At 50.3% G+C, this 13425-nt stretch carries 10 protein-coding genes; all 10 read right to left on the bottom strand.

The window, feature by feature from the left end; genetic code table 11:
- Nucleotides 1–366: 366 nt before the first annotated feature.
- A complete protein-coding gene (gene mutL, locus KNP88_RS07960; RefSeq protein ID WP_214893136.1) occupies nucleotides 367–2181 on the bottom strand; it encodes a DNA mismatch repair endonuclease MutL in 1815 nt (604 codons plus the stop codon).
- A gap of 11 nt (nucleotides 2182–2192) precedes the next feature.
- On the bottom strand, nucleotides 2193–4727 hold the full coding sequence (gene mutS, locus KNP88_RS07955) for a DNA mismatch repair protein MutS (RefSeq protein WP_214893135.1): 2535 nt from the start codon (nucleotides 4725–4727) through the stop codon (nucleotides 2193–2195).
- A 64-nt stretch (nucleotides 4728–4791) separates the two neighbouring features.
- Nucleotides 4792–5229 (bottom strand): YlbF/YmcA family competence regulator, encoded by a 438-nt coding sequence (locus tag KNP88_RS07950; protein WP_029333202.1) that lies wholly within the window; start codon nucleotides 5227–5229, stop codon nucleotides 4792–4794.
- 112 nt (nucleotides 5230–5341) lie between these two features.
- Nucleotides 5342–6163 (bottom strand): DNA-3-methyladenine glycosylase family protein, encoded by an 822-nt coding sequence (locus KNP88_RS07945; RefSeq protein ID WP_214893134.1) that lies wholly within the window; start codon nucleotides 6161–6163, stop codon nucleotides 5342–5344.
- 13 nt (nucleotides 6164–6176) lie between these two features.
- Nucleotides 6177–7448 carry a DUF445 domain-containing protein gene (locus KNP88_RS07940; RefSeq protein ID WP_214893132.1) on the bottom strand — a complete coding sequence of 424 codons (1272 nt, stop codon included), beginning with the start codon at nucleotides 7446–7448 and terminating at the stop codon, nucleotides 6177–6179.
- 123 nt (nucleotides 7449–7571) lie between these two features.
- Nucleotides 7572–7859, bottom strand: a complete 288-nt coding sequence (locus KNP88_RS07935; RefSeq protein WP_029333199.1) for a hypothetical protein — start codon at nucleotides 7857–7859, stop codon at nucleotides 7572–7574.
- A 124-nt stretch (nucleotides 7860–7983) separates the two neighbouring features.
- Nucleotides 7984–9441, bottom strand: coding sequence for a phytoene desaturase family protein (locus KNP88_RS07930; RefSeq protein WP_214893131.1), 1458 nt, complete (start codon nucleotides 9439–9441; stop codon nucleotides 7984–7986).
- Complete coding sequence (locus KNP88_RS07925; RefSeq protein ID WP_214893130.1) at nucleotides 9438–11054, bottom strand: alpha/beta hydrolase; 1617 nt, start codon at nucleotides 11052–11054, stop codon at nucleotides 9438–9440. Before KNP88_RS07925 ends, KNP88_RS07930 begins: the two co-directional genes overlap by 4 nt.
- A 92-nt stretch (nucleotides 11055–11146) precedes the next feature.
- Nucleotides 11147–12319: a glycine C-acetyltransferase gene (locus KNP88_RS07920; protein ID WP_088836711.1), complete on the bottom strand. Its 1173-nt coding sequence runs from the start codon at nucleotides 12317–12319 to the stop codon at nucleotides 11147–11149.
- Nucleotides 12319–13407 carry an L-threonine 3-dehydrogenase gene (gene tdh, locus KNP88_RS07915; protein ID WP_214771647.1) on the bottom strand — a complete coding sequence of 363 codons (1089 nt, stop codon included), beginning with the start codon at nucleotides 13405–13407 and terminating at the stop codon, nucleotides 12319–12321. The genes KNP88_RS07920 and tdh overlap by 1 nt, the downstream gene beginning before the upstream one ends.
- Nucleotides 13408–13425: the final 18 nt, after the last annotated feature.

Genomic DNA, 13425 nt, shown 5'->3' with positions numbered 1-13425 from the left:
CATTCGATTTTATAATGAGCTGCGGTATCAAAAACGATTAAACGGCTTAAGTCCGCTGGAATTCAGGGCTCAAGCCGTTTAAAAAATTTATATTATTTGACCTGTCTACTTGACGGGGAGCAGTTCATTCAGAGGCAGGCAAGACCCTGCTCGTTGTCCGTTAGGGTCAAGGAGCAACGGCTTGCGCCTCGCCCGAGGCAAGCAACGAAAAAAAGAAGCTGTTTTTGCCTAAGACTATGCTTAGACAGTCGATATTTGACGGGATAGACCATGACACACGAAACGCCGATAATCCCGTTTTTCATACGGAATCATCGGCGTTTTTTCAGGAAGATTCTTTTCGTTTGCGAGAGGTAAATACTCTTCTCACATCACGCGTTTAAACAATTTCTCCAGTTCATATGTCGTCCATTCGATGATGACCGGTCGGCCGTGTGGACACGTGAACGGCATCTCGGTTTGTGACAGGTCGACGATTAACCGTCGCATCATCTCTTCATTCAACGGATGATTGGCTTTGATGGATTTTTTGCAGGCCATCATGATCGCCGCATCTTCCCGGTACTGTTCGATGTCGACTTTTTGTTTTACCAACGCTTCATCCATCAGTTCTTGAATCGTCTCTTCCTGCCGGTGCGCTGGAAACCAGGTCGGCACTTCACGGACGATAAAGCTTTGCGGTCCAAACGCCTCCAGCTCAATTCCGACTTCCAGCAGTAACGGTAATGCTTCTTCCATCCGCTTCATGTCGTCAGATGAAACTTCGAACGTGTACGGCAATAACAGTTGCTGTTGTTGTTCGAGCGGACGACCAAACATCACTTTGTACGTTTCATACTTGATGCGCTCCTGGGCAGCATGTTGATCAATCAAATACATCCCGTCCTCGCCGGAACAGACGATATAGGACGAGTGCAGTTGACCGATGACATCGAGATGGGGAAACTTCGGTCGAGTGTCCTCCGGTTGTCGAACGTTCTCTCCTTCTTCTTCCCGTTGCTCCCCTTCGAAACTGACTGCTTGGTCAGATTGTCGTCCTTCTGTCTCATGAACCGCTTCGCGTTTTGGAATCGGATAGTTCCAGACTGCACGCGACGACGTTTCTTCGATTGGCGCGACGCTGTACGAGAAGTCGAGTCGTTCCTGAGCACTCGGGTCTTTTTTAGGTTTTGGTTTCGTCACTTGCGGAATCAACGTCTCGCGACTGAGTGTCATTCGAATCGTCTCTTGAATCAATTGACATAGCTCCGCTTCCTTCGACAAACGGACCTCCCGTTTTGCCGGATGAACGTTGACATCAATCAATAGCGGGTCCATCGTCACCTCGATGACGGCAATCGGAAAACGACCGATCGGCAGCAGCGTATGATAACCATTCAGGACAGCTTGCGACAAGGCAAAGTTTTTGACCGACCGCCCATTTAAAATCAAGGTGATGTAGTTTTTCGACGCCCGTGTGACTTCGGGTTTAACGAGATGACACGTCAATTGATAATCCGCATTCGATGCTGTCGCAACAAGTGTCCCTTGAATCGTCTGATGCCCGTAGACGCTCGCTAAAGCTTGACGGACGTCACCGGAACCATTCGTCTGAATCAACACTTTCCCTTCATGGACGGCACGGAACTTGACCTCCGGGTGGGCGAACGCCATCCGGTTCAAGACATCGGTGATTGCCGCAAGCTCCGTATGTGTCGTCTTCAAATACTTCAGGCGGGCTGGTGTATTGAAGAATAAGTGTTCGACGGTCAGTTCTGTTCCGCGGTTCATCGCGCTAGCCGAACGCTCGAGTAATTTTCCGTATTCGAGAATCAATTGGACCCCTTCTTGATCGGCTCGTTTCGTCTTCAGCGTGACTTTACTGACGGACGCAATCGAGGCCAATGCCTCACCCCGAAAACCAAGTGTCTTGATCCGGAACAAATCGTGTTCATCCTTAATCTTACTCGTCGCGTGACGAACGAAAGCGAGTTCCGCATCTTCCGGATAAAACCCGTGTCCGTTATCGCGAATCGTCATCCGTTTCATCCCTGCTTCTTCAAGTTCGACATCGACTTGTGTCGCTCCGGCATCGAGTGCATTTTCGACGAGCTCCTTGACGACGGAAGCCGGTCGCTCGACGACCTCTCCCGCCGCGATCCGGTTTGCTAACGAATCCGATAATTCACGAATGATGCCCATCCCTTATCTCCTCACTTTCTGGCTTCTGCTTGCAACCGATACAACGTATTGAGTGCATCGAGCGGTGTCATGTTAATCAAATCAAGCGTCGCAATCGTTTCCTTGACAGGGGCCGGTTCCGCGAACAAGCTCAGCTGATCGATTGGTGCCTCGAGTACTGGCGGTGTGACGTCGACCGGTGGTTTGACGCTTTGATCAGCTTGTTCGAACTCAGACAATAGCACTTCTGCCCGCGAAATCAAGGTTTCCGGTAAATCTGCGAGACGGGCGACATGAATCCCGTAGGATTGATCAGCTTTCCCGTCCCGGACTTCATGCAGGAATACGACGCGTCCGTTTTGTTCGACGGCCCGAACATGGACGTTCGCAAGCTTCGCAATCGTTTCCTCGAGCACCGTCAACTCATGGTAGTGGGTCGAGAAAAGCGTTTTTGCGCCGACCGACTCGGCAATGTGCTCGACAATCGCTTGGGCGAGGGCCATTCCGTCATACGTTGACGTACCCCGACCAATTTCATCCAGCAAGATAAGTGACCGATCCGTCGCTCGTGCCAATGCCTCTTGTGTCTCGACCATCTCGACCATGAACGTCGATTGTCCACTGACTAAATCATCCGCTGCCCCGATCCGGGTGAAGATTTGATCGAAGACGGGAAGTTCCGCCCGTGACGCCGGGACGAACGAACCGATCTGGTGGAGTAAGGCAATCAAGGCGAACTGACGCATGTAGGTTGATTTACCGGACATGTTCGGTCCCGTAATCAATAACATTTCACGCGCTTCGTCTAATGCAATCCCGTTTGCGACGTATTCACCACGTGGTAAGACTGTTTCGATGACCGGATGACGGCCGTCTTCAATCGCTACGCTTCGACCGTTCGTCGTCACCGGACGAACGTAATCATGTGTTTCGGCGATTTCCGCGAGCGCGACGAGGACATCGAGTTCCGCAATCCGGCGGCTGACCCGTTGCAAGCTCTCAATGTGTGTTTTGACTTGGTCACGGACACCACAGAAGAGTTCATATTCCATCGTGATACTTTTTTCTTCCGCTCCGAGAATCAAGGCTTCTTTTTCTTTCAATTCCGGCGTGATGTAACGCTCAGCGTTCGCAAGCGTCTGTTTTCGTTCATACCGTCCTTCTGGGAGCAACTTGGCGTTGGCACGTGATACTTCGATGTAATACCCAAACACACGGTTGTAGCCGATTTTTAACGTTTTAATGCCCGTCGCCTGCCGTTCACTCGCTTCGAGTGTCGCAAGCCACGTCTTCCCGTCTTTTGAAGCCGTCAGCAATTCATCGAGCTCGGCGTTAAAGCCGGTCCGGATCATCCCACCGTCCTTCGTTGAAATCGGTGGGACTTCGACGAATGCCGCATCAAGCAACGTCGTTAACTCGTCATGCGGATCAAGTCCAATCGCTAATTGCCCGAGACGCTGGCTGAGCAGTTCTTCGAGCGCTGCCTGTATCCGTGGAATCAATCGTAACGTCGTTTTCAGTTGGACGAGATCCCGGGCAGAAGCTGTGCCGTAGCCGACTTTTGCGACGAGTCGTTCGAGGTCATAGACTTCTCTTAACGTATCCTTCAACTGGTGCCGCTCAAAGTAGTGTCCAAGCAGTTCTTCGACCGCGTCGAGCCGCTCCGTAATCGTCTGTTCCGACAAGAGCGGTTTTTCAAGCCAACGCTTAAGCATCCGGCCGCCCATCGCTGTTCCCGTGATGTCGAGTAATCCAAGCAACGAACCCTTTTTGTCGCCTGTTCGTGCAGAGCGGACGAGTTCAAGGTTTTTGACCGTATTCGGCTCGAGCTGCATAAAGTCCGTCGCTTCGTAGACAAGCGCCGGTTGTAAGTGCGACAAGGCACGTTTTTGCGTATCATGCATATAGGCATAGAGGACAGCGAACGCATCCGCTTGTGCCGCGTCGATCGCCCGGTCACCGTGTGGATGGCTTTCACGGCGCGTGCTTTCCGTCAACGGAATCCGTAACGACTGTAATGCTGCTGTGTGCTCCGGATTCGTCACGACGATTTCCCGGGGCAAGATGATACTCAGTTCCTTGATGACGGCGTCGAGCGAAGTAACACTCGTCAAAGCACTCTCGCCTGTCGAGACGTCCCCACGGGCAATTCCGAACCGTCCTTCCTGTTCAGCGATTGCGACGAGGTAACGGTTTTCCTTTTCCGTTAAGGACGACATTAACGTACCCGGCGTGATGACTTGAATAACTTCCCGCTTGACGAGTCCTTTCGTCAGCTTCGGATCTTCGACTTGATCACACAGAGCGACTTTATATCCCCGTTCAATCAATTGTTCGATATACCCGTTCGCCGCATGATGCGGCACGCCGCACATCGGAATCGGATGTTCAGCATTCTTCCCGTTCTTCGCCGTCAACGTCAGCTCCAGTTCATGGGCCACTTGTTTGGCATCATCAAAAAACAATTCATAAAAATCACCGAGTCGATAAAATAAAAAGGCATCCGGATAATCCGCCTTAATTGAAAAATATTGTTTCATCATTGGTGTGTTGTGTACTGCTTCCATCTTTCCACCTCATTCGTAGAAAAAGCCGACGGATTTCCGTCGGCTTCCCCATTCGTTTCATTGATTAATAGCCGCAACCGCCGCTTTTGTTTTCAGCTTCCATCCCACTGCCCGTTTTCCCAGCTAAGACATCACCATCCGTTGCTTCGATGATTTGATCCGTAATCCCGTTCGAGATTGTCACCGTGATGTACTGAAGTAAGCCGTTGACTTCTTCTTGCGACTCTTGGAACTGTTGGACGACCGGCATCTCATCGAGCTCAGCAAATAATTTATCCAGTTTTGCTTCAACACGCGCGAGTGCCTCTGTTTTTCCGTAGTGCTGGCAGTTGACTGCCTCTTTTTGGAGGAACTTGATTTGTTTCATCATCTTTTGGACTTTTTCGTTGCCATTGATGTTGGCCTCTGCCGCTTTAAACCGTTCGACTTCTGACGTTTCAGAAATCATTTTCGCGATTTCATTTGCTTTTTCGATGATTTGTTCATCTGTATACATACACATTCGTCCCCTCTATGTCGAGCGGTCAGACCGCTACTCGTCGTTTCTGCGAACGATGACTCGTTCTGTCGCATTCATTATACCGTTCTCACTAGAGGGTGACAAGAATAGTTCCTTATTCAATCGAACGCCACAATAAGTAAGCAGCGTGACTGCGGTACGGGGCAAATTGTTCAGCGAGAACAATCGCTTCATTGACAGTCGGACGAACGCCATTCAAGCGTTCGAATGCCCGCAAGATTCCGATATCGGACGCCGGAAATAAATCTCTCCGCCCATAGCCGAACATCAACACATTTTGGACCGTCCAGGGACCGACGCCTTTTAAGGCAATCAATTGTTCTGCGATGACCGCATCTTCCGCCTGCCGGAGTTGTTCAAAATCGAGATCGGCGGTCGCCGCCCGTAACAAATAATCGACTTTACGACCCGACAGCTGCAGCGCCCGAAGTTGTTCTTCCGAAGCACCCGCAAGTTCAGCTTGCGTCGGTGGAAAAACAACGCCGTCGATTGTCGTCCCGAATGTCCGAAAGACCCGGTCTGTCAAGACGCGTGCAAACGACAGGTTGATTTGCTGATGGATGATGCAGCGAATCAATGCTGTAAACGGATCAACATCGAGCACAAGCCGTTCCGCACCAAACGTTTCAACAATCGGTGCCAGCGTCGTCCGCTTTAATTCAAGGGCCGGGTTCGATTCATCTAAACGAAACCGCCGGCGCATCGCGTCGACCATCGGTTGTTTTGGTCCATCCCCCGCCAACACGATCGTTCGACGATCGTCCGCCCGGATTTGACCAATCCACGGCATTTCGTCGATACGAATTGGAATCCGTAAGGCATCTGCCGATTGTTGCTGTAGCGAATCATTCAACAGGCGGGTCCGGACGCCCTCAAAATCATAATCAGACGTCAATGTTACTTCTTGTTGCCACATCAGAAGTCTCCTTTTACGCAAAAAATAGTTTGACTCCACCTAAAATTAAACCGATGAAAAATCCACAAATCGCTCCGTTGACCCGAATCCATTGTAAGTCGTTTCCGACTTTGTCCTCAATCATATGAATCAACGTTTCCGTATCGAACCGGTTCAAGTTCTCACGGACGAGTCCGCCGATCCGCGCATGATTTTGGTCGACGAACCGGACGAGTTGGTCTTTCATCCAGCGGTCGCTCTCGTCTTTGAACGTCGGATGGTGTTCCCACTCATCAAGCGCCTGGTTCATTAAAGGCAGTGCCCGTTGTTCCCAAAATGCATCTGATATAAAGTACGTCTCTAGCTCTGCGATGCCTGACGTGTAGGCACGATCGAGGATCGGCTCTAAATCAATCCGTTCGATTTCTTGCATCTTCCACGCATCGATTTTTCCTAATCGGACATCATCTTGTGCGAGCTGTGCCAAATTCCGACGGATGTGATCGATGATCGCCAACCGATTTGGATGATGGACGTGTTTCATGTCTTGAATCACACTCAAGAGGACACTTTGGATGACAAGGCTGAGGCGTTCCTCCGAATAGACTTTTTGGACCGTCTTCGCTGTCACCCGTAAGAAGGTATTTTTTTCTTGATCAATCATTGCCTGATAGGCAAGTCGTCCGATTTGATCGCGGATGACGGGGTCTTGCAAGAGTTTTTGTCCGTAACCGAGCAGTTGATCAATCGCCAACTCATCGAGTCGGCGCTCATCGTTCAAATCGATTAAGCGATCGGCTAATTTCTTCGCCGGGTAAGCACGAATCGTTTCAACGATTCGCTCATCGACCGCCTTGATGATTGATGCCCGTGGAAGCTTTCGTAAAATCCCGATCAATAGTTCCGTCACGGTCGATCGAAACGCCGGGACTAACACAAGTGAACGTAATAATTTGATGAAGCGATCTGCAAGCGTCATGTGGCGCAGCTTTTCGACGATGCTTTCTTTGTTCAATAAATCTTTTTCGAGCATCTGGACAATCGATTCGATGACCCGTTCCCGATTTTTCGGCAGCAAGTTCGTATGTGGAATCTTTAAACCGAGCGGATGACGGAACAGGGCTGTAATCGCGAACCAATCGGCGATTCCACCGACGAGACCGGCCTCAAAACCACTTTGAAGCCAAAAAATCCAAGCATTTTCTTTAAACGGTAGCGACGCGACAAAACCGACTGCCATAAAAATCAACGAGACGGTCGCGAGGCGTCGTGTCGAAGATTTTGGTGTGTTCACCTCGTGTTGCAAAACACTTCCTCCTTTTCGTAGAAAGGGATTGATTGAGCGTATAGTTGATTATACGTTACCCCATTCTGATAAGTTTCGACAAGAAAGAGCCCCAGCCTCACCTGACTGGGACTCGTTATGTAATTAAAACGTGTATTCTCCGAATTTTTTGCCGTCCCACGTCGCCGTTGCCGTTGATACGAAATAGACTAATCCGTTTCCGAATGTGTTCTCCATTAAAGAAACAAGCTGTTGTCCGTTCGTTTGTTCGACAAATGCTAACCGAACCTCTTCCTTGCCTTGATAAATTCGTTCATAGACACTCAGTCCTCGGGCATTGATGAACGTTCGTGCCGTTGCAAAAACAATTGGCCCGACTTCCGGACGACGCTCCTGGATGAAGAGTTGACATTTTTCCTCAAAGGGATTCACGCGATTCACTCCTTCTCTCTTTTTATGGTCATGACTACTTACTTCCCGTCTCTCCCTCATCATAATCCTGTTCTGAAAAAAAAGCGACCATTCGGCCGCTTCTTTCATGATTTCACAAAGTCATTCAAATCTTGACACCTAACTGTCGGGCAACATGAATCGCTGACGTCGACGCACCGATTGTCCCTGCCCCCGGAAAGACGGTATCGCCAATGACATAGAGATTCGGGACACCGGTCCGAAATGATGCCGCGCGGAACAAACTCGTTGAACGCAATTGCGGATAACCGCCGACGCCACCGTCCGGTCGTGACGTGTAACGCACCCAGGCGCCCGGTCCACCAGGATGACGTTCGATTACCTGCTCGCGAAAGCCGGGAAACTCCTGTTCGACAATCGTTTCGAATACATCCTGCATTCTTTCAATCTGATGCCCGTAATGTACGTTGTCCGTAGCATCAAAGTAACCAATCGGGACGTGACAGGACATCGTCAATGTCCGTACGCCCTCCGGAGCCCGTTTTACATCACCCGAACGTGATAATGACAAAAAGGCATGACCCGACGGCAACCGTTCATCATGAATTTGTCGAAAGGCACTATCGGATGTAACCAGTTTTTCCGGAAAGGCAGCATAATACGTGAATGTGGCCCATTGCGCCAGTTTCCTTTGTCTTGCGTACGTCCGTTTAAGCGTCCGTAAAAGAGGTGGACTGACGAGACGCTGCATCGCTTCGAGTGGGAGCGCGCCGATGACGACATCCGCTAGCATTAGACGACCGCGACGATCTTCTAGTAAAAAACCATCTGCCGTTTGCTTGACCGACGTGATTTTACGACCAAGTAACATCGTCGCCCCGTCATGTTCTGCCGATTCTTTCAGGATTTCTGCGACTCGATAAAGACCGCCCGGCACATAGTACGCACCGTCGTGATAAATCGATAAGGCAACGGCACCGAGTAACGCGGACGCTTCCTGACCGGTCTGCATACTGTCTAATAAAATCCCGTCCACCAGCCGAGCGAAAACCGATCCTTCCAACCCATGGCGCCGTAACACTTGTCCGACGGTCTGTGTGACGTACGGAAGTAAAGGCAGGCTCGATTGCGCTTCTTTTATTATCAACTGTGCATCGTACAAAGTTCGTACAGGTAGTGCCGGAAGTGACTCCATTAAAGGAGCGACATGACGTTGAATCTTATCGATTTCTTCAAAAAATGCGCCGATTTGATGCGCCTGTTGTGGGAATACATCCTGTAGTTCCCCGATGAATCGAGCACGGTCACGGTAATAGGCAACATCGTGCCCGTCGATTTTAATCGTCATCACAAGATCAAGTAACTCCGTTTCGACATCTAACCCCAAGTGTTGCAAAACCCGGTCATGAATGCCGCCTCGTTGAAAGCCCATCCCGAGTGTCGCGCCGACCGGGTACGTCAAGTCTTTCCGGGTGAATTTGCCTGCGGAGCCCCCCCATTCGCGACTTCCTTCAAGCAATGTCACGTCATGCCCTTCTCGAGCGAGGAGTGCCGCCGCTGTCACGCCGGCAATCCCTCCGCCAATAATCGCGACGCTTTTCATTGATCGTCCTCCTCTTCCAAGACTAGATTTTCTTTAAATAAGAAATCGCGTACTTCGCGGAAGACCGGTTCGCGCCGGTGAATCGTGAAGTGATCATACTTATATGACTTCGTCTGGATGTTGTCCGTATAATCTTCGAGCGTGAACGAACTGTCTAACGGAATCAGATTGAAGTCGCCTCCTTTGGCACCGAAGGAGTAAACAAGGACATCACGCGGCCATGTCTCGAGCCGCGCTTTCAACCGCTCGATCGCCTTTGAGTTCTCTGCTAAATCCTGAATCGCCGGACTGTTCGTATTCGTCCCGAACGGAGCAAGCGTCAAGCCGAGCGTCGCATAATTTGATCCACCAATCGGTGCATCAAGCGTGACGACTTTTCGAATCGTATACGGAAGATTTTCATTCAACGTATATTCGACGACGTCGACTCCGCCCATACTGTGACCAACAAGTTGGATGTCGGTAAACGTCGCCTTTTGTTGCTTGTCATACTGAGCGATCGCGGCTTCAAGCCACGTCTGTTGCTGCGCAAGGCTTGCTTCATCGTCTTCAAAAATGATACGAACGAGCGGGAAACCGGTCGATGAGTCCTTGACTTTACAGGTTACCTTCCCGGTCCGATCAACATCACATCGCCCTCCGTCATCCGCTAACTTTTTTTCCGTAAAGTTTTCAATCATCGGTAAGAAAGTCCGTTCCGTCCCGAACAAGCCATGTACCATGAACGTCGGGACAATCTCCCCCTTCGATTCCGTCACGATTTGCGTTGTCGGCGGCGGGGCACTGGCCGTCTCGTCAGCAAAGATTAACCAAGCACCACCTCCGAGTAACAGACAAACGAGTAGCGAGATACTGATTGTCTGAAGTTGCTTGCGGCGTAATTTCCGCACGTGGTGGATGATCCAAAACGTCAAGAGACCGAGTCCGATCAATAAGACGACCCCTGTGATAATCCAGCCCGTCGGATTCGGAACGTATGCCACGAGTTGCAATTGATTGTCTTTCGTCCCGTATAATTTCCACGAGACGTCATTGTAGTTCGCCCAGTCGATTTTCTCCGCATTTTGCAAAGCGACGACTTCCGGGACGTGCAGTTTAATCTCGATGTCCGCTTGACGGATGTAACGATCGGCTAACTTTTTAACTTGACCTGTAGGATGATAGCCCTTGATATTTAAGCGATCGATACTTAAGTCGATGTTCGTATTTAAACGGTACGTATTAAACCAAAAACCTTCATGCTTGTCCACATCATACGTCGTATCGGGCGGAATCAAGATTCCCCCGACACCTGTCTTCCATTCCTCTTTAATCGAGGCCAAATCTTCAAGATTCGCGAAGGTTTTTTCCATACGAAGTCCTTCATAGTCGTCCTTCGTTTTGAAGGTCGACGCTGCATAGCCGTTTTTTTCAGCCTGCTTCGCATACATCTCCCAGTCCGGATTAAAGTTCAATAATCGTGCGACCGGATGTTCTTTTGCTGCATACGTCGTCTTCAAGGTGACACTTTGATCCAGATGGACAGTCGCATCATACTGAATGCGAATGCAGCCACCGAGCAAAAACGTCAGCATCAGTAAAGACGCCAGCAACAGCTTTTTTTGAATCGTCATAAAGCACGTGCACTTCCTTTCTGAAGTTCTCTTTTCCCTATCATACAATCGAAAAAACAGCCGAATCAATCATCGGCTGTTTTTCTATCCTGTTAAATCAAGTTTAATTCTTGTCCGACTTGTTTGAAGGCTTCGATTGCTTGCTCCAAGTCGTCCCGCGTATGCTCTGCCGTAACGATTGTCCGAACACGTGCTTTCCCTTTGGCAACGGTCGGGAAGGCAATTCCTTGCGCGAAGACGCCGTGAGCACGCAGTTGATCGGACAACTTATGACAAAGCGCTTCGTCCCCGACGATGACCGGTGTGATTGGCGTCGTCGATGTCCCGATGTTAAAGCCAAGATCACGTAGTCCTTGTTTAAAGAACTCTGTGTTTTCCCAAAGACGATCGAACAGTTCCGTCTCTTCTTCCATTACCCGCAGTGCTTCCCGATTTGCTTCGACGACTGCCGGCGGATGTGACGTCGAGAAGAGGAACGGGCGCCCTTTATGGATTAAGTAATCTTTAACATGCTGTTCACACGCGACATACCCGCCAAGGACACCAATTGCTTTCGACAAGGTACCGACTTGGAGGGCGACACGACCGTCAAGCCCAAAGTGGTTGACCGTCCCGCGACCACTTTTTCCTAAAACGCCTGAGGCATGCGCGTCATCGACCATGACAAGCGCATCGTACTTTTCTGCGAGTTCGACGATTTCCGGAAGTGGTGCGATGTTACCGTCCATTGAGAAGACGCCGTCCGTGACGACGAGTCGTGTCCGTGCGTCTTGCGTCTCTTGGAGCGCTGCTTCAAGATCAGCTAAGTCGACGTGTTTGTAAATGCGGCGTTTCGCTTTCGTCAAGCGAATCCCATCGATGATCGAAGCATGATTAAGGGCATCGGAAATGACGACATCCTCTGGTCCGAGCAGTGCCGACAAGACACCGAGGTTCGTCGCAAAACCTGACTGGAAGACGAGTGCTGCTTCCGTATGTTTGAATGTTGCGAGTTCTTGTTCGAACGCTTCATGCATTTCGAGTGTTCCCGCAATCGTCCGGACCGATCCTGTCCCAGCACCGAATTCAAGCGCTGCATCCGCTGCCCGTTTTGCGAGGCGCGGGTGCGCTGCGAGTCCGAGATAATTGTTTGAAGATAGTTGAATCAGTTCTTTTCCATCAATCGTCACACGATTGTGTTGTGCACTTTCGAGTGGTACGAGCTTGCGGAACGTCCCCGCCGCTTTCATTTCCTCTAATTCTGTCCGTAAGTGTTCGAAACCCATTAATTCGTCCCCCTTGGTTGTAGTACAACTTTGCCACATTTCCCTTGGCGCATCAATTCGAAGCCTTCTTCAAATCGCTCGAGCGGTAATGTATGTGTGATTAACGGTTTGACATCGACCTTGCCGCTTGAAAGAAAGGCTGATACTTGGCTCCATGTCTCGTACATCTTCCGCCCCGTGATTCCTTGGACGCGGACCCCTTTAAAGACGACATGGTTCGTCAAGTCGATTTCAACCGGTTTGACGGGCAGACTTAAGATGTTGACATCTCCGCCTGCCGTCACCATTTCAAAGGCTTGACTAATCGCGACCGGATGACCACTCATCTCGCAGACGACATCGATTCCGTCGCCGTCCGTCATCATCATGATCCGTTCGATGACATCATCATGGCGTGAATCAAGAACGACATCTGCGCCCATCGTCTTCGCAAGCTCTAACCGATACGGATTGACATCAATCGCGACGACTTCCGCTGCCCCTGCTGCTTTCGCGACCGAAACGGCCATCAAACCGATTGGACCGCAGCCGACGATGGCGACCGTCTTGGCACTGACGTCGCTTGCAAGTACCGTGTGGACGGCATTTCCCATCGGTTCTTGAATCGACGCGATGCTTGCCGGCATTTCTTCCGGGTTGACCCAGAGGTTTTCTTCCGGCATGACGACGTACTCGGCAAAACAGCCTTGCGTATCGACACCGATGATTTTCGTATTTTTACAAATATGATACTGTCCCCGTAAACACTGTTTACATTGATGACAGACGATGTGTGTCTCAGCTGAAACATGATCCCCAAGCTTCAGACGTTTTGTCCCTTCGCCGAGTTCGACGACTTCTCCCGAAAACTCATGTCCGAACACGTATGGCGGATTGACACGAGACGCGGCCCAGGCATCCCATTCGTAAATGTGGACGTCTGTCCCGCAGATTGAAGTCGCTTCAACGCGAATCAATACTTCACCGCGTCCCGGGACAGGAACCTCGACTTCTTTCAAGACCGCTCCAAAACCACGCTCTTCTTTGACGAGTGCCCGCATCGTTTTTGTTTGCGTCGTCTGTTCTTCCATCGTCACTAACTTTGTCATATTTCCCCGACTCCTTCA

It is taken from the genome of Exiguobacterium sp. H66, assembly GCF_018618705.1.
Classification (GTDB): Bacteria; Bacillota; Bacilli; order Exiguobacteriales; family Exiguobacteriaceae; genus Exiguobacterium_A; species Exiguobacterium_A oxidotolerans.
Note: the sequence above shows the minus strand (reverse complement) of the source record. Positions and strands in the feature narration are given on the sequence as shown.